Annotated in this window: 16 protein-coding genes; 7 read left to right on the top strand and 9 right to left on the bottom strand. The window is 66.1% G+C overall.

The features are described 5' to 3' along the window. Positions 1–105 precede the first annotated feature (105 nt). Complete coding sequence (locus AM2010_RS09040) at positions 106–708, top strand: response regulator transcription factor (RefSeq protein ID WP_047806785.1); 603 nt, start codon at positions 106–108, stop codon at positions 706–708. A 4-nt stretch (positions 709–712) separates the two neighbouring features. Here AM2010_RS09040 and AM2010_RS09035 read toward each other — a convergent pair whose 3' ends face one another. Next, positions 713–1,387, bottom strand: a complete 675-nt coding sequence (locus AM2010_RS09035) for an extensin family protein (protein WP_047806784.1) — start codon at positions 1,385–1,387, stop codon at positions 713–715. Between the two features lie 98 nt (positions 1,388–1,485). Next, complete coding sequence (gene putP / locus AM2010_RS09030; RefSeq protein ID WP_047806783.1) at positions 1,486–2,958, bottom strand: sodium/proline symporter PutP; 1,473 nt, start codon at positions 2,956–2,958, stop codon at positions 1,486–1,488. A gap of 215 nt (positions 2,959–3,173) precedes the next feature. Between putP and AM2010_RS09025 the strand changes: the two genes are divergently transcribed. Next, positions 3,174–3,935, top strand: coding sequence for a ZIP family metal transporter (locus AM2010_RS09025; protein ID WP_236699496.1), 762 nt, complete (start codon positions 3,174–3,176; stop codon positions 3,933–3,935). A gap of 66 nt (positions 3,936–4,001) precedes the next feature. Here the strand turns inward: AM2010_RS09025 and typA are convergent, their stop codons facing one another. Beyond that, positions 4,002–5,837, bottom strand: coding sequence for a translational GTPase TypA (gene typA, locus AM2010_RS09020; RefSeq protein ID WP_047806782.1), 1,836 nt, complete (start codon positions 5,835–5,837; stop codon positions 4,002–4,004). A 169-nt stretch (positions 5,838–6,006) separates the two neighbouring features. On the opposite strand from typA, the gene AM2010_RS09015 reads away from it, so the two are divergent. Continuing rightward, positions 6,007–6,495 carry a DUF805 domain-containing protein gene (locus AM2010_RS09015; RefSeq protein ID WP_236699495.1) on the top strand — a complete coding sequence of 163 codons (489 nt, stop codon included), beginning with the start codon at positions 6,007–6,009 and terminating at the stop codon, positions 6,493–6,495. Between the two features lie 252 nt (positions 6,496–6,747). Beyond that, positions 6,748–9,372 carry a TonB-dependent receptor gene (locus AM2010_RS09010; protein WP_047806781.1) on the top strand — a complete coding sequence of 875 codons (2,625 nt, stop codon included), beginning with the start codon at positions 6,748–6,750 and terminating at the stop codon, positions 9,370–9,372. Between the two features lie 354 nt (positions 9,373–9,726). Here AM2010_RS09010 and AM2010_RS09005 read toward each other — a convergent pair whose 3' ends face one another. Together AM2010_RS09005 and AM2010_RS09000 are read right to left on the bottom strand one after the other, a co-directional pair. Then, positions 9,727–12,270: an ABC transporter permease gene (locus tag AM2010_RS09005; RefSeq protein ID WP_047806780.1), complete on the bottom strand. Its 2,544-nt coding sequence runs from the start codon at positions 12,268–12,270 to the stop codon at positions 9,727–9,729. Next, positions 12,239–12,928: an ABC transporter ATP-binding protein gene (locus AM2010_RS09000; RefSeq protein ID WP_047806779.1), complete on the bottom strand. Its 690-nt coding sequence runs from the start codon at positions 12,926–12,928 to the stop codon at positions 12,239–12,241. Before AM2010_RS09000 ends, AM2010_RS09005 begins: the two co-directional genes overlap by 32 nt. A gap of 47 nt (positions 12,929–12,975) precedes the next feature. Here AM2010_RS09000 and AM2010_RS08995 point away from each other — a divergent pair, with 47 nt between their 5' ends. Continuing rightward, positions 12,976–13,683 carry an arylesterase gene (locus AM2010_RS08995; RefSeq protein ID WP_047806778.1) on the top strand — a complete coding sequence of 236 codons (708 nt, stop codon included), beginning with the start codon at positions 12,976–12,978 and terminating at the stop codon, positions 13,681–13,683. A gap of 24 nt (positions 13,684–13,707) precedes the next feature. Here AM2010_RS08995 and recF read toward each other — a convergent pair whose 3' ends face one another. Continuing rightward, positions 13,708–14,790, bottom strand: a complete 1,083-nt coding sequence (gene recF, locus AM2010_RS08990; RefSeq protein ID WP_047806777.1) for a DNA replication/repair protein RecF — start codon at positions 14,788–14,790, stop codon at positions 13,708–13,710. A 229-nt stretch (positions 14,791–15,019) separates the two neighbouring features. On the opposite strand from recF, the gene AM2010_RS14335 reads away from it, so the two are divergent. Next, positions 15,020–15,139, top strand: a complete 120-nt coding sequence (locus AM2010_RS14335) for a recombination protein F (protein ID WP_201784070.1) — start codon at positions 15,020–15,022, stop codon at positions 15,137–15,139. Beyond that, complete coding sequence (locus AM2010_RS08985; protein ID WP_047806776.1) at positions 15,136–15,360, top strand: PspC domain-containing protein; 225 nt, start codon at positions 15,136–15,138, stop codon at positions 15,358–15,360. Before AM2010_RS14335 ends, AM2010_RS08985 begins: the two co-directional genes overlap by 4 nt. 37 nt (positions 15,361–15,397) lie before the next feature. On the opposite strand, the gene AM2010_RS08980 is transcribed toward AM2010_RS08985, so the two are convergent. From AM2010_RS08980 to AM2010_RS08970, 3 genes are read right to left on the bottom strand one after another with little or no spacing between them, the layout of a single operon-like run. Then, positions 15,398–16,180: an SDR family oxidoreductase gene (locus tag AM2010_RS08980; RefSeq protein ID WP_047806775.1), complete on the bottom strand. Its 783-nt coding sequence runs from the start codon at positions 16,178–16,180 to the stop codon at positions 15,398–15,400. A 1-nt stretch (position 16,181) separates the two neighbouring features. Beyond that, on the bottom strand, positions 16,182–16,721 hold the full coding sequence (locus AM2010_RS08975; RefSeq protein ID WP_047806774.1) for an NUDIX hydrolase: 540 nt from the start codon (positions 16,719–16,721) through the stop codon (positions 16,182–16,184). Beyond that, positions 16,721–17,395 carry a TPM domain-containing protein gene (locus AM2010_RS08970; RefSeq protein WP_047806773.1) on the bottom strand — a complete coding sequence of 225 codons (675 nt, stop codon included), beginning with the start codon at positions 17,393–17,395 and terminating at the stop codon, positions 16,721–16,723. Before AM2010_RS08970 ends, AM2010_RS08975 begins: the two co-directional genes overlap by 1 nt.

Raw genomic sequence — 17,395 nt, 5'->3', positions numbered from 1 at the left:
TGCGTACCTGCCCTGCGCCGTCTCGCGCCAGGGCAGGTAAAACATCCGAAACGGTGGCCACTGCATCTCCCCCGCGACCGGCAAATCGGGGCATCGCTGCCGCGCATGGACGCAAGCAGGACCCTCCACATCGTCGACCCCGATGCGCGCCAGCGGGCGGAACTGGCCCGTCTGGCGCTGGCGGCGGGCCGCCACGCGGAAGTTTACGGCACGGTCGGCGAAGTGGCGGATTTCCGCCCCGAAGCGGGGATCGCGGTGGTCCGCGACCATGCGCCGTGGGGTGGCATCCGTGCGGCGATGGCACACTTCACCGATCGTTATGTCGGCTTGCCGGTGCTGGCCGTCGCGCCCTGGCCCGATACGGCGCAAGTGGTTGCGGCGATCCGCGCGGGCGCAATCGATTTCCTGCCACTGCCGCTGACCGCAGCGGTCCTGCGCGCGGCGCTGGTGCGGGTGCAGCCCGATGCAGAAGCGCACGCCGCGGCGCAGCGCCGCCTGATTGACGCGCGCCGGCGGGTGAGGGCGCTAACCCGGCGCGAACGCGAAGTGCTGGAATGGCTGACCCGGGGCAGCAGCAACAAGGCGATAGCGCGCATGCTGAAGATCAGCCCGCGGACGGTGGAAATCCATCGGGCCAACATGATGGCGAAGCTGGGGGCGCGGCATCCGGCCGAGGCGGTGCGGATCTGCCTGGAAACGCAGCCCTGATCGCCTAGCGGCAGAAACCCCCGTCGCCGCCGCGTTCGAGATGGAAGTGATCGCGATGCGCGGCGTTGTATTCGGGGCCCAGCACCGTTTCGAACCGTTTGCACGCGCTGCGCTGGATCACGCGCAGAAACTTGCGTTCGGCGGAGGTTCCGCCATCCCAGTCGTTCAGCACGCTGATGCGCCGTCCGTCGGCCAGATGGAACGCGCCGATGTCGATCGCCTCCGCCGTGGCGTGGGCGGAACGTCGCCCGCTGCCCGCGACATTGCGGCAGGCATAGCTGCCCATCGTTTCAACCCGCACGATCGGACTGCCGAGATAGGCCCGCGCCGCGCGGTCGACACCGTAACGGACCCAAGCGGTGAAGGCGGTTGCGGTCGGGCAGGCGACAGGGCCGAGGTTGCTCACCGTAAAGGCCCCGCGGTCGCCGGGCAGGCGGGACAGTTCGACCGTGTTGATCAGCGAACAGCCGCGCCCGGCATGGCGATCGGGCAATGGGGTGAAGCCAGCGCCGGTGGCGCCCAGATCGGCGAGGCACTGGCGTGCCTCGGGATTGTTCGAAATCGTATTCCCGGCGCCGCTGGCGGGTGAGCGGTCGGACCCGGATCGATCGCTTCCGGGCAGGATCTGGCATCCAGCCAGCGCCAGGACGCTGATCCCAATTGCGAACGCGCGAACCATCTCGCCCTTGTGCAACGGCGCGGGTTAATGGCGCATTGCCAGGAACTTGCCAGAAGCTCTGTCGCCGGCACGGGGCGGTTACCGGGTCGGCAGAGCGATCAGGCGGTTTGCTCCACCGCGGTGGGGGCGGTCGCAAGGCTTACGCCCCAGATCGCCAGCCACGAGGCGATGAAGCCCGGAATGATTTCGTACACCCCTTCGCCGCCCAGGAAGCTGCCGTTCCACCCCATCGCGATCCACAGGCCGACCACGCCGGCCCCGACCACCAGGCCGGAAACCGCGCCAGCCCCGGTCATGCGTTTCCAGGTCAGCGACAGGATGATCAGCGGCCCGAACGCCGCGCCGAAACCGGCCCAGGCGTTGGAGACGAGGCCCAGAACCTTGCTCTCCGGATCGGAAGCGATGACGATCGCCGCCAGCGCGACCAGCAGCACCGCCCCGCGTCCGACATTCACGATCTCGCGCTCGCTCGCTTCCTTGCGCAGGAAGAGACGATAGAAATCTTCGGTGAGCGAGCTGGACGATACCAGCAGCTGCGAGCTGATCGTGCTCATGATCGCGGCGAGCAGGGCGGCCAGAAGAAAGCCGGTAACCAGCGGATGGAAAAGCAGGTTGGCGAGCACGATGAAGATCGTTTCCGGGTCGTCCACCACCAGGCCGTTGCGCGCGACATAGGCCCGCCCGGCCAGCCCGACGCCAAGCGCGCCGATCAGGCAGATGAACATCCAGGTCATGCCGATATTGCGCGCGACGGCCACGTCCTTCTGGCTGCGAACGGCCATGAAGCGGACGATGATATGCGGCTGCCCGAAATAGCCCAGGCCCCAGGTCACCGCCGAGAGGAAGCCGATGAAGGTCAGGCCGTATCCGATGTCGAGGAAGCCGGGCTGAACCAGCGTCAGCGATTCGCCCGCGCTGCCGCCGGGGCCGAACATCACCACCAGCGGCATGATCACCAGCGCGACGACCATGATGCAGCCCTGGACGAAGTCGGTCAGGCTGACGGCGAGGAAGCCGCCGACCATCGTATAGGCGAGCACGACGCCCGCAGTCAGCCAGATGCCGAACATGTAATCGCTCATGCCCACATCGCCGAAGAGGCCGGCGAAACTGGTCACGAACAGCTTGCCGCCGCCGACCAGGCCGGCCGCGGTATAGACGGTGAAGAACACGACGATGATGATCGCCGAAACCACCCGCAGGGCGGTCGCCTTGTCGGGGAAACGATTGGCGAGGAATTCGGGAATGGTCAGCGCATTGCCCAGCCGCACCGTCTGTTCGCGCAGGCGCGGGGCCACCACGATCCAGTTGACCAGCGCCCCGACGAACAGCCCGATACCGATCCACGCTTCGACCAGGCCGGCAGCGTAGAGCGCGCCGGGAAGGCCCAGAAGCAACCAGCCCGACATGTCCGATGCGCCCGCGCTGAGCGCGGCGACGGCGGGGTGAAGCTGACGCCCGCCGAGCAGATAAGCTTCGGACGTGTCGGTCGACTTGCGCCAGGCATAGAGCCCGATGCCCAGCATGAGAACGAAATAGAGGGCGAGTGAAACGAGGGTCCCTGTCTGCATGGGCGAGGGGGTAACAAGCAACCGCGCCAATTACTACCGGTTCGGCAAAATTCGCCGCGATCAGCCGTGCATTGCTGGCGGGCAATCGATCGTAACAGTGTCGATTGGCGATGGGGAAACGATGTTATCTGCCTGCGCAACATTTTATGCAGGATGGGGAAGGACTGCCTTTGCAGTTGTCATCATGACCGGGGCTGGCCCAGTATTGTTGGATGGTGGCCGATCTTTTCCTGCCCTTCGCCACGTTCGTCATGACCCTCGCGTTCTGCGCGGTTCACCTGTTCGTGGGGCGGTTGCGCATTCTCGATGCGACCCCTCGCAGCCGGTGGCTGAGCTTCGCGGGCGGGGTCGCGGTCGGATATGTTTTCCTGCACATCATGCCCGAGATCGGGGCCCACGCCGCGAGTTTCGAACGGGCGACCGGCCTGGCGGCGCCGCTTGCCGAAGCGGCCGTCTATACCCTGGCCCTCGCCGGCCTGATCCTGTTCTACGGAATGGAACGGGCGATCGTCGCATCGCGCGATGCCCAGCGCGAAAGCGAAGGGCGGGACAGGCCGGAACACGCGATGTTCCGCCTCCACATCGGCGCGAATGGGCTGCTGATTTTCGTCATCGCCTATCTCCTCAACCATCGGGAGGATGAGAGCGCGGCCGGGCTGGCGCTCTATTTCGTGGCGATGATGCTCCACTTCGTCACCGCCGATTACGGCGCGCGCCGCCATCATGTCGAACTCTACGACCGGCGGGGGCGCTGGGCACTGGTGCTCGCGACACTGGGCGGCTGGCTGGCCGGCGTGGCTCTGGCGCTTCCGCCGCTGGCGATCGGGGGGCTCTTCGCCTTCGTCGGCGGGGCCATCATCCTGGTCGTTCTGAAAGAGGAGCTGCCCGAAGAACGCCAGAGCTATTTCCTGCCGTTCTTCGCCGGCACCGCGCTCTACGCCGCGCTCGCGCTGGCCGAACTCCATCTTGTGAACTGAGGCGTCGGGCCCGCGCGGCGGCGAGGGGCCGACGCCCTGAACAATGCGAATGCTGCGCTGGACGAGTTAGCCTTCGGCGCGGCGTTTCGCCTTCTTGCGTTCGTGCGGGTCCAGGATCGCCTTGCGCAGGCGGATCGACTGCGGGGTCACTTCGACCATTTCGTCGTCGTCGATATAGGCGATCGCCTGTTCCAGGCTCATCCGCCGGGGCGGGGTCAGCCGGATGGCATCGTCCTTGCCGGTGGAGCGGAAGTTGGTCAGCTGCTTCGACTTCATCGGATTGACTTCGAGATCGTCGGGCTTGGCATTTTCGCCGATCACCATGCCTTCATAGATCTTCGCGCCGCCGCCGATGAACAGCTCGCCCCGTTCTTCCAGCGCGTTCAGCGCGTAAGGCACTGCCTCGCCCGAGACCATCGAGATCAGAACGCCGTTCTGGCGCCCTTCGATCGGGCCCTTGTAGACATCGTACTTCTCGAACAGGCGGTTCATGATCCCGGTGCCGCGCGTGTCGGACAGGAATTCGCCGTGATAGCCGATCAGGCCGCGGCTGGGCGCGGAGAAGGTAATGCGGGTCTTGCCGATGCCGGAAGGGCGCATCTCGGTCAGGTCCGCCTTGCGCCGCTGCATCTTCTCGACAACCGTGCCGGAGTGCTCGTCATCGACGTCGATGACCACGGTTTCGTAAGGCTCCTGCCGCTTACCGCCGTCTTCGCGGAACAGCACGCGCGGGCGGCTGATGCCCAGTTCGAAGCCCTCGCGCCGCATCGTCTCGATCAGCACGCCCAGCTGCAGTTCGCCGCGTCCGGCGACTTCGAAGCTGTCCTTGTCGTCGCTCTCGGTAACGCGGATCGCGACATTGGTTTCGGCTTCGCGCAGCAGGCGGTCGCGGATCATGCGGCTGGTGACCTTGCTGCCCTCGCGCCCGGCCAGCGGGCTGTCGTTGACGGCAAAGCGCATGGCCAGCGTCGGCGGATCGATCGGCTGTGCGGCGATCGGTTCCTTCACCGCCGGATCGGCCAACGTGTTGGCGACGGTGGCCTTCTCCAGCCCGGCGAGCGCGACGATATCGCCGGCGCGCGCGCTGTCGACCGGGACCCGTTCCAGCCCGCGGAAAGCCAGCAGCTTGGTCGCGCGGCCGGTTTCGATCACATTGCCGTCCATATCGAGCGCATGGATCGGATCGTTGACGTTGACGGTGCCCGACTGGACCCGCCCGGTCAGAACGCGGCCCATGAAGTTGTCGCGATCGAGCAGGGTGGCAAGGAACGTGAACGGCCCGCTATCGTCGAGGCCGGGGGCGGGGACGTGGTCGACGATCCGCTGAAACAGCGGTTCCAGCGTGCCTTCGCGGGCGGCCTGGTCCTCGCTGGCGTAGCCATCGCGGCCGGATGCGTAGAGAACGGGGAAGTCGAGCTGCTCATCCTTGGCGTCGAGGCTGACGAACAGGTCGAACACTTCGTCCAGCACTTCCTGCGGGCGGCCGTCGGGGCGGTCGATCTTGTTGACCACGACGATCGGCCTCAGACCCAGCGCCAGCGCCTTGCCGGTCACGAACTTGGTCTGCGGCATGGCGCCTTCGGCCGAATCGACCAGCAGGATCACCCCGTCGACCATCGACAGGATCCGTTCCACCTCTGCACCGAAGTCGGCGTGGCCGGGCGTGTCGACGATGTTGATTCGATGCGCTTCGCCGTCGCCGCCCGACCATTCGACCGAAGTGCACTTGGCGAGGATGGTGATCCCGCGTTCTTTTTCCAGATCGTTCGAATCCATCGCACGCTCGTCAACGCGCTGATTCTCGCGAAACGTGCCGGACTGGCGGAAGAGCTGGTCGACCAGAGTGGTCTTGCCATGGTCGACGTGGGCGATAATCGCCACGTTACGGAGACGTTCGGACATCTTTCAGAGCTTTCGGTTCGGTGCTGGCGCGCGACGATGGTGCAGCGCAATAAACGCGCGCGCCGTAGACGAGCGCGGGGCGCGGGGCAAGCGGTGCGGGCCGCCCGATGAAGATTCGCGTTGCCGGGGGTTGCGGCTTGTGGTCCATTCTCGGGGTCGGAAGGGGGCGATGAAGGCCGCCTTCGCGGATGGGGAGCTATCGATGCACTGGATGATCTTGCCGCTGAAGCGCTACTTCGATTTCTCGGGCCGCTCGCGGCGCATGGAATTCTGGATGTTCACGCTGCTTAACGTGATCGTGGTTGCGGCTATTATGGCGCTGGTCTTCGGGTTCGGAAGTCCGGAGAGATCCTCCTTCGATAGTCCGGCCGGCTCCACAGTCGTTTATAGCGGGCTGTTATCCGGCATCGGCCTGCTCCTGCCGCTGTGGTGGCTGGCAACAGTAATCCCGAACGTCGCGGTCAATGTGCGCCGGCTCCACGATCGCGACATGTCGGGTTGGTGGTTTCTGGGCCTCGTCGTCGTAGGCATAATCCCTTTCATCGGTCTGATCGCGAGCATCGCCTATCTCGTGCTGATGCTGCTGCCCGGCACGCCGGGGCCGAATCGGTTTGGGGAAGATCCCAAGGGCACTTTGGCATCGGATGTTTTTGCCTAGCCGCATGGTGTCGCCCTGCGGCCTGGCGCGTTGATTTTTAGCGATTCCTGCCGTCTGCCCGTCAGCCCCGCCGCATTGCCGTAAGGGCACCTGTGACTCGAAAGGCACATAGCCGTTTGGCGTGTTGCGGGGCGTGTTCGCGCGCTTGAGAGGCTCCGGCAGAGGACGTATTCACCATAACAGTCGGGGCAAAACCCGCAGAGCCTCGTGCAAGAAGGCTTTTGAAAAGAAGGTTGTTGGAGAGGAATCCAGATGCGTTTTTCAGTTTCCGTTCGCTCGGCCCTGTTCGCAGGCGTGGCCGGCGTTGCCCTGCCGTTTTCGGCGTTTGCGCAGAATGCGGGGGCAGCGGCGCCCGATGCCGGGCAGGAAAGCAGCGAGGCCCCGGCCCCGCTTTCGACCGGCGACACGATCGTCGTGACCGCGACCAAGCGCGAGATGACCCTGCAGGAAACCCCGGTTTCGGTCAGCGTCACTTCGGGTGAAACGCTGGAACGGGCCGAGATCCGCGACCTTATCGACCTGCAGACCGTGGCGCCTTCGCTGCGTGTCAGCCAGCTGCAAAGCTCCGCCAACACCACCTTCATCATCCGCGGTTTCGGCAACGGCGCGAACAACGCGGGTATCGAACCGTCGGTCGGCGTGTTCATCGACGGTGTGTTCCGTTCGCGTTCGGCCGGGCAGATCGCTGACATCGCCAACGTTTCGCGGGTGGAGGTTCTGCGCGGCCCGCAATCGACGCTGTTCGGCAAGAACGCTTCGGCCGGTGTCATCTCGGTCGTGACGCGCGCGCCGCAATTCGACTTCGGCGGATCGGTCAGCGCGACTTACGGCAATTTCGACCAGATCGTGCTGAAGGGCGACATCACCGGCCCGATCAGCGAGAGCATCGCCTTCTCGCTCGACGCCGGGATGAACAAGCGTGACGGTTACGTCGATGTCGTCAACCTGGACGAGAAGATCAACGAACGCGATCGCTACTCTGTGCGCGGGCAATTGCTGTTCGAAAACGGCGGCCCGCTGCGCATCCGCGCGATCGGCGATTACTCCAAGATCGACGAGCTGTGCTGTTTTGCCGGCAATGTCGTCGCCGGGCCCACGGTGCCGCTGCTGTTTGCAGTGGGCGGGGCGATCGATCCCGAAAACCTGTTCTCGGATCAGACCTATCTCAACACCCTGCCGGTCAACGAGATCGAGAACTATGGCGCCTCGCTCCAGGCGGATCTGGAACTGGGCGCGCTGACGCTGACCTCGATCACCGCCTATCGTGAACTGCGTTCGCTCAGCCAGCAGGATGTCGATTTCTCGAGCGCCGACGTGGTCAGCGAGATGCGCGACCAGGCCTACGACACCTTCACGCAGGAATTCCGCATCGCGTCCGATTTCGACGGGCCGATCAACTTCCTGCTCGGCGCGTTCTATTTCAACGAGAAGGTGGAACAGAACAGCGGCCTGACCAACGGGCCCGACGCGCGGCCCTTCTTCGACCTGCTGGCAGGCAGCGGCACGCCGGGCACGCTGGGCTTCGTCGAAAGCCAGCTCGGCTTCGCGCAAGGCTCCATCTTCGCCGAAGGCGCTGCCACCCGCGAATACTTCACCCTGGATAACGAAGCCTATTCGATCTTCGGCACGGTCGATTTCGAACCGTTCGATGGCCTGACGCTGACCGCCGGGTTCAATTACACCAAGGACAAGAAGGATTTCTCGCTCGAGCAGACTTCGCTCGATCCGCTGGCTAACGTGAACCTGGTGGACGCAGTGATCGTGGGGCAGATCGCCCAGGCGATGGGCGTGCCGCCCAGCAGCGTCGATGGCGCAGCCATTGCGGCGTTCCAGCAGGCCAATCCGGCCGCTTTCGGGGCGATTGCCGCGGCGGCGACCGACCCGGCGACGAACCCGCTGCTGGCGCTGCAGCCACTCCAGTTCCTGCCGCCGTTCCTCAACGTGCCCAACGCGGTCGAGCCGGGCCGCACGCGCGACGACGATTTCAGCTATACGCTGCGCGCCGCGTTCGACGTGACCGACCGGCTGAACGCCTATGTGACCTATGCCACCGGGTTCAAGGCATCTTCGGTCAACCTGTCGCGCGACAGCCGGCCGTTGCCTGCCGATTACACGCCGGGTCCCTACGGCAGCACGATTCTGGCCCCGTCTTCGCCGATCCGCGATGCCGGGCTGGGCGTGCCCAACCTGACGACCGGCACGCGTTTCGCCGGTCCTGAGGAGGCGGAAGTCTACGAAGCCGGCCTGAAGGGCGATTTCCCCGGGCTGCAATTCAACCTGGCGGTGTTCGACCAGACGCTGAAAGGCTTCCAGTCGAACGTCTTCACCGGCACCGGTTTCGCGCTGGCCAATGCGGGCAAGCAATCGACTCGCGGTTTCGAGTTCGATTCGGTGATCCAGCCGGCCGATCCGCTGGTGTTCACTTTCGCGCTGACCTACCTCGATCCGAAGTACGACAGCTTCCCGAACTCCACCCTGGGCGACCTGTCGGGCACGCGCCCGGCGGGCATTCCCGAATTCACGCTGGCAACTTCGGCCACCTACACGCACGAATTCGGCATGACGGGCAATGCGCTGATCGGCCGGCTCGATTATTATCACGAGAGCAATACGCAGATCACCGACGGCCTGACCGGGTTCGGCAGCAACGAGGCAGGCATCGCGATGGCGCGCCTGTACCGGCGCGAGGTCAACCAGGTGAACGCGTCGCTCACGCTGGCGCTCGACATGGGGCTGGAAGTCAGCGCGTTCGTTCGCAACCTGACCGACGACCGGTATATCACGCAGATCTTCGACGGCGTGGCCCAGGCGGGCACCGTCTCGGGCTACCCCAACCAGCCGCGGACTTACGGCGGGACCGTGCGGTTCAAGTTCTGACCGGCGCGGCGGCAGCCGACGATCAAAGACGAAGGGGGGCGCCGCAAGGTGGCCCCCTTTCTCGTATGGAGCCCGATCCCCCGCGCAGGCTGGGGATCACATCGGAGAGGTTTTGCGGAGAGCGTTCGTTGTCATCGCCGGACGGCTTGGCATCGCAAGGAGCGCTTCACCCGTCGTGAGTTCCTGCGAAAGCAGGAACTCAGAAGTAGTCCCGGCGCCCGCCGTCCTGGACCCCTGCTTTCGCAGGGGATCACCTCGCGAAGACCGATCCTTTCCGCCTCCTGTGCGAGGGATCGGAGAAACACGACGGTGCCTCACACGTTCGCACGTTGCGCCGTGCCCAGATCAGCGCCGCTACAGCGCGCGGAGGGCTTGTGCCGGTCGGGCGCGGAGCAGGGGGAGGGAGCCGGCCAGGGCGAACACCACGACCACCAGCAGCCCGGCACCCAGCACGGCCAGCATGGCGCCCCAGTTGGGCAGCCAGTCGAATTCGAACAGGCGGGTGACGACCAGCCAGGCCAGGGCAGACCCCAGCGCGAAGGCGACCGCCGCCAGGGCTAGCGCCAGCAGCCCGTATTCGACCAGCTGCATCGTCAATATTTGCCGTCGGCTTGCGCCGAGTACCCGCAGAACCACCGTATCGTATGTGCGCGCGGCCCGGGCGGCGGCGATTGCCCCGATCAGCACGGCCAGCCCGGCGAGAACCGCGACCGAGGCCGCGGCAAAGGTTGCAATGCTCACTTGCCCCAGAATCGTACGCGCCTGTGCCAGGACCCCGCCGATCTCGATCACAGAGCTGGACGGGAAGGCACCGACCAGTTCCCGCAGCAGCGGGCCGGTGTCGGACCCTTCGGGCAACTGGATGGTCGCGGCGAGATTGTGCGGTGCGTCCTGCAGGACATTGGGGCTGAACACGAAGACGTAGTTGAACCCCATGCTTTCCCAGTCGATCCGCCGCAGGCTGGCGACCCGCGCGGTGCGCTCGATCCCCAGAACACCGATGGTGATATAGTCGCCGATCGCGATTCCGGCGGCTTCGGCCAGTTCCTCGTCGACCGAGACCAGCGGTTCCCCGCTCCACATCGGACCCCACCATTCGCCTTCGACCAGGGTGTTTCCGGGTGGCACCTGATCGGCGTAAGTCAGGCCGCGCTCTCCGCGCAGGCCCCATGCGCCGTCGGGAATTTCCTCCAGATCGGCGACCCGCGTCATGGCATCGCGCGGGCCGTAGGCCAACACGGCCCCGCGCAGCGCCGGCACCATTCGGATCTCCGCTGCCGGATGCTCCCGCTCCACCAGCGTTTCGAACTGCGCAGCGCGGTCGCGCGGAATGTCGAGCACGAAATAGTCGGGCGCCTGCTGGGGTACGCGGCGTTCGATATTGCCGTTTATCGCCGTCTGTATTCCGGCCAGGAGGACGAACGCCGACAGGCCGAAGCCGAGCGCCGTGACCAGCGGACCGGTCGATGACCCGGGGCGATGGAAGCTGGCGATCGCATTGCGCAGCAGTGGGTTGGCGGGCCGGGGCAGGCGCGCCGCCAGCCAGGCAATCGCGCGGCCGAGCAGCGCCAGCATCCCCAGCGTCGCCCCCGCGCCGAGCAGGAACATCGCCGCCAGCATCGGATCGCGCGAAGTGAGCAGGACCAGCGCGACGATTGCCGCAAGGCCCGCCAGCACCCAGCGCAAGGCGGTTCGGTCGCGGACCAGCGGGACGATGCCGGCGCGCATCAGCGCCATTGCCGGAAAACGGCGCGCGCGCAGCAGCGGCGTCGCGGCGAAGACCAGGGCAACCAGCAGCCCGTATCCGGCGGCCAGCGCCAGCGCGCCCGGCGCGAACACGAAGCCGCTGCGAACCGGCAGAAGATCCTGCAGCACGGCGGAAAGCAGCGGCGTGACCAGCACGCCCGCCGCCAGCCCCAGTCCGCTGCCCACCAGCGCGGCGGCGGCGATCTGGAGTGCGTAGATCCGCGCGATATCGCTGCTGGTCGCGCCCAGCACTTTCAGCGTTGCGATGCTCGCGCGGCGTGCCTCCAGATAGGAGGTAACCCCGCCGCCGATCCCGATCCCGGCGATGACGAGCGCCGCCAGTCCGACGAGGGCGAGAAATTCGCCCATGCGCCCGACGAACCGGTCCGCCCCCGGCGAAGCGCGGTCGCGGGTGCGGAAATCGAACCCGGCATCGGGGAAGCGCTCTTCCAGCGCTTCCTCCACCGTGTCCGGGTCGCGGTCGGGAGTGAAGGCGACGCGGTATTTGCTCTGGTACATCGCGCCCGGCGCGATCAGGTCCGCACGGTGCGGCAGATCCTCGGCGACGATGACCGTGGGGCCAAGCTGGAACCCTTCGGAAAGGCGGTCCGGCTCATCGGCGATAATTCCCGCGGCGACCACGTTCTGCGTGCCGATGCGGAACTCGTCGCCCACTGCGATCCCCAGCCGATCGATTGCGCCCGGCGCCAGCCACGCTTCCCCCGCTGCCGGGGCGCCTGCCGTCCGCCCGTCGGCCAGCGTCAATGTGCCGTAGAGCGGCCAGGCCTCGTCAACGGCCTTCAGTTCGACCGGGGCGGCGTTGTCGCCCGCGCTCGCCATTGCCTGCAGCCGCGTGCCGCCCGACACCCGGCCATATTCGCCAAGCGCCGCCTTCTCGTCGGGGCGCAAGTCGCGCTGCCAGACCTCGACTTCCAGATCGCCGCCGAGCAGGATCTGCCCGCTTTCTTCCAGCTCGCTTTCGATCGCGCCGGTCAGCGTGCCGATCGCGGCCAGCGCCCCGGTGCCGAGAAACAGGCAGACGAGCAGCAGGCGCAGCCCCTTGAACCGCGCGTTGAGATCGCGCCGGGCAATCGCCCAGGCGGTGGCCAGCGGTAGCGCTCTAGCCACCGGTGTCGCTCGCGATCCGGCCATCCTCGATCGTCACGACCCGCCCGCATCGCGCGGCCAGTTCGGGATCGTGCGTTATCACCAGCAGGGTGGCCCCGGTTTCCTCGCGGCGGGAAAAGAGCAGGTCGATAATGTCATGCCCGGTCGCCACGTCGAGGTTGCCTGTCGGTTCGTCGGCAAAGATCAGTTGCGGGCGCGACGCGATCGCGCGGGCAATCGCCACGCGCTGCTGCTCGCCGCCGGAAAGCTGCTGCGGATAGTGGTCGAGGCGATGGCCCAGGCCGACCGCCTCCAGCTCCGCCCTGGCGCGGGCCCTGACATCGCTCGCCCCGGAAAGCTCCATCGGGGTGGCGACGTTTTCCAGCGCGGTCATCGTGGGCAGAAGGTGGAAGGCCTGAAGGACGATCCCGATCTGTCCCCGCCGCGCCAGAGCCAGCGCGTCTTCCCCCATCGTGGCGAAATTCTGCCCGGCGACCTGCAGGGTCCCGCCGCTGGCGCGTTCGAGCCCGGAGAGAACCGCCATCAGCGAGCTTTTGCCCGATCCCGAGGGGCCCAGCAGCGCCACGATTTCGCCGGTCCGCACGTCGAGGTCGATCCCGCGAAGGATCTCCACCGGTGTGCCGGACTGGCCAAGGGTGAGAGTGAGATTTCGTGCCGAAATGGCGAGAGAGGGACTTGTCACGTGCTGGCGATGGCATAGGCATGGGAAAGGAACAAGGAGCCTTGCCGATGCGTCTCGCCCGTTCGTCGATCATTGCCGCTTTTCTGCTGGCCGGGTGCGGCAGCGGCGATGCGCCGCCGCGCGAAGTTGCGGGGCAGGAGGAAATTGCGACCGAGGCAGCCCCGGTCAGTGGGCCGGAACGGCGCATTCTGGCGTTTGGGAACAGCCTGTTTGCCGGATACAATCTGGACGAAGGGGAAAGCTATCCCGCGCGGCTGGAAAACGCGCTTCGGGCACGCGGGATAGATGCCCGGATCGCCAATGCCGGCGTTTCCGGCGATACCAGCGCGGCGGGCCTGCAGCGGCTGACTTTCACGCTCGACGCGCAGGATCGCGCGCCCGACCTGGTGATTCTGGAACTGGGGGGCAATGATCTGCTTCGCGGCCTTCAGCCGGCGGAAACGCAGGCCAATCTGGCGCAGATGCTGGAAATCCTGCGGCAGCGCGACATTCCGGTCCTGTTGATGGGAATGCGCGCGCCGCCCAATTACGGGCCGGAATTCCAGCAGGCATTCGATGCGCTCTATCCCGCGCTGGCGGAGGAATATGATGCCGATCTGGTGCCGTTCTTTCTTGAGCCGGTCTATGATCGGCCAGAGCTGATCCAGCCCGACCGCATTCATCCCACAGCCGAAGGGATCGAGGCTCTCGTCGCGGCAACGGCCGGCGCCGTGGTCACGGCCCTGCCGGACGACGAAGCGGATAGCGGTAGCTGACGCCAGCGGTCTGGCGCCAGGTATCTAGCGCCGGGCGACCTGCCCGCGTTCGACCGTCCACATCGCCGCCTCTTCTGCGATGGCGGCGAACGGGGTCGGCTCGGTGCCGGTCAGCCAGACTTGCGAGCCGCCGGTGCGCAGCCGATCGAACAGCGCCTCTCGCCGGACCGGGTCGAGATGCGCGGCCACTTCGTCGAGCAGGAGCACGCCGGGCCGTCCCTGCGCCGCGAGTTCGGCATGGGCGAGGGTGATCGCGATCAGCATCGCCTTCTGCTCTCCGGTCGAACAGATCGCAGCGGGCATGTCCTTTCCCGCCATGACAACCGCCATGTCGTCACGATGCGGACCGATCAGGGTCCGTCCAGCCTGCCGGTCGCGGCGGCGATTTTCGCGCAGGGCCTCGGCAAGGTCTGCCCGTTCGACCGGGCCCCCGGCCGCATAGGCGAGGGTGGGGCGGGCGAAAGGTTCGTCCGGGAATGAAGCCAGCGCGCCCGCCACCGCGGCGATGGTGCGCGATCGCCCCTGGGCCAGCGCGCTGCCGTGTTCGGCCAGATGCCGTTCCACCCCGTCGAGCCACACCGGATCGGGCGGGGCATCGTCGCCCAGCAGCCGGTTGCGTTCGCGCAGGGCAGCTTCGTAGCGGGTCGCATGGCGGGCGTGGGAGGGATCGAGCGCGAGGGCCATGCGGTCGACAAAGCGCCGCCGCCCGCCTGCGCTATCGGCGAAAAGGCGATCCATCGCCGGGGTCAGCCAGCTCAGCGCCAGCCATTCGCCCAGGCTCGCCGCGCTCGCTTCCGCGCCATTGACCTGAACCAGCCGGCGGTTGGGGCGGTCGGGGCGGACGAAGGTGCCCAGCCGCACCGGTTCCCCCCCGCTGTCGGCCAGGGTGGCGCCGATCGCGAATCCGCCCGCGCCATCGGCCAGCGCCATTTCCGCCACCGGTGCGCGCCGTAGCCCCCGGCCGGGCGCGAGCAACGACAGCGCTTCCAGAACGTTGGTCTTCCCCGCACCGTTTTCCCCGGTGAGGAGGTTGAAATGGGCAGTGCCCGACAGCTCGCTGCGGGCATGATTGCGGAAGTCGGAAAGGGAGATGAGATCGAGCGTCATCGAAGCGCAGGCGATAGCCGGGCGCGTCGTGCAAGACTATCCATTTTGCCGATCCCGATATGTGGTGAAATTTCCCAAAGTCCGGGAATGAACGGTGGGTGAACTGAGCGCTTCCACCAAAGAAACCGCGGAATTCTGCGGTTTTTCAAAACTGGCACGCCCCGTGCAAAGCATTGGGTGTTCGCAGGGATCGCCCCTCGGACCGCAACAAAGGAAGGGAATACTTACCATGCAATCGTTCAACGACATGAGCAACCGGGTCATCGCCGCGGTTTCCGCCTTCGCCGTTTCGGCCGTCTTCTTCGCCGCAGCGATCGTCCCCGCCAGCCCCGCCGGTATCCTGGTATGAGCCGGCTCGACCACCACCACGACGACAGGACCGCAGTGACGCCGGACCGCAATTTTCGCCTCGACAAGGGCAATGCCAAGCTGTTCGGCGTATGCGGGGGGATCGCAAACTACTTCGAAACCGATCCGACCTGGGTTCGGATCGCCTTCGTCGCCGGCACGCTGATCGGGTTCGGATCGCTGATCCTGGTTTATCTCGCCATCGCATTGATCGCCGATTGACGGGCTCCCCGGCGGGGCCCGTCACATCGCCGCCCCGTCACATCGCCGAAATGCCGCCGTCGAGCTTGATTTCGGCCCCGGTCATGAAGCGGCTTTCGTCGCTCGCCAGATAGACCACGGCATTGGCGATATCGTTCGGCTCGCCCACGAATTTCAGCGGTATCTGCCGCGCCAGTTTTTCCAGCAGTACACCCTTTTCCAGATTGTGCTGCTGCGCCGTTCCGTCGAGGATCGGCGTATCGACGAACGTCGGATGCACCGAATTGCAGCGAATGCCCATGTTGTTCTTCGCGCAGTGCAGCGCGATCGATTTGGACAGCATCCAGACCGCCGCCTTGCTGGCGTTGTAGGCGGGCATCGTATCGCTCGCGATCAGCCCGGCGATGCTGGAGATGTTGACGATCGATCCCGGCGCGTGCTCGCGCATCAGCGGCAGGGCCTTCTGGCAGCCGTGGAAGATCGAATCGACATTGATTGAAAAGCAGCGCTTCCAATCGGCGAAGTCGCAAGTTTCGATATTGCCGCCCACGCCGATCCCGGCGTTGTTGACCAGCACGTTGAGCCCGCCCATCCGGTCGCGCGCAGTTTCGACTGCCGCCTCCCACTGTTCCGGCACGGTCACGTCGTGTGCGCATGAGAACGCCGTGCCATCGCCCAGATCGCGGTCGATTGCCACCGCCGTCGCCGCCGCACCTTCGCCATTGATATCGGTGCACAGCACGCGCGCACCCTCTTCGGCCAGGCGCCGTGCGTGCGCTGCCCCCAGACCCTGAGCCGCCCCGGTCACCAGCGCCAGCTTGCCTGCGCATCTGCCTGCCATATCAATCCTCCCCAACGATGCCGCCCGCGAGCAGCAGGGCGATCCGAACGTCCACCGCATGGCCCAGCGCGCGGCGCCGGGCAACGAATTCGCCGATCTCGCCCACCGGCACCCGGTGGACCGTGATGTCTTCGCTATCGGTACCGCCACCTTCGCCGAAGCGGCTGAGCCCGCGGGCGCGCATCAGCGTGAAGCTTTCGCTGACCATGCCGGGCGACGAATGGAATTCGCCCAGGTTTTCCATCTGCGCTGCGGTATAGCCGGTTTCTTCTTCCAGCTCGCGGATCGCGGCGGCTTCGACCGCTTCGTCTTCGCAGCCCGCGTCGTCGCCCACCAGCCCTGCCGGCAGTTCCAGGCACACCCGGCCCAGCGGAACGCGATACTGCTCGACCAGCAGGACATGGCCGTCTTCGACAGCTACGATCACCGCCGCCCGAATGCCGCGCGCACGCGAAACGTATTCCCACCGCCCGCGGGTTTTGGCGACGATGTACTTGCCCTGCCAGACGACGTGTTCGGGTGCGTCCCGGTCGGCGGTCATCAGACCTCTATCAGCCGGTCGGGCAATTCGTTCTGGTCGTCTTCGGCGCGCGGAAACTCGCCGGAAAGAACCTTGCCGACATCGCGGACCCCGGCGGCCATGCCTTCGGCCACGCAGCCCTTGCGAATTTCCGCGAGCATGTCGGCCATCGCCTCGCCCCAGACTTCTGCCGGGACGATCTCCGCGATCGGCTGGTCGGCGACGATTTCCGCCCGGTGTTCGCGCATTGAAAGGTAGATCAGCACGCCCGTGCGCCCATGCGTGCGCCGCTCCGCCCCCACCTTGAACAGTTTGACCGCCTTGGCATGAACGCGCGCGCTTTTCACCGGGCCGGGGACGAGCGCGAACTTGAGCGGCTGCCACAGCTGGATCGCCCAGACCCCGGCGAATTTCAGCAGGCCGACTGCGGTGAGAATGCCGAACAGCTCGCCCGGCGTCCATTCGTGCGTCCACCCGCCCATCAATGCGTCGATCAGACCCAGGAAGAATTTGGGAAAAAGGGCGAGCACGCTCATCGCGGTGAACGCGGCGGCTATGGCCCAGAGCAGCGCGATATCGTTGTATTCATCCGACCGGTCGCCGATCACGGTCACGATTTCGCCAGAGGTTTCCAGCTCGGCCGCCGCCACCGCGTCGGTGACGGTGCGATGTCCGTTGGCGTCAAGATATCCCAT

Origin of the sequence: Pelagerythrobacter marensis, from assembly GCF_001028625.1 — a bacterium.
GTDB classification, from domain to species: Bacteria; Pseudomonadota; Alphaproteobacteria; order Sphingomonadales; family Sphingomonadaceae; genus Pelagerythrobacter; species Pelagerythrobacter marensis.
Note: the sequence above shows the minus strand (reverse complement) of the source record. Positions and strands in the feature narration are given on the sequence as shown.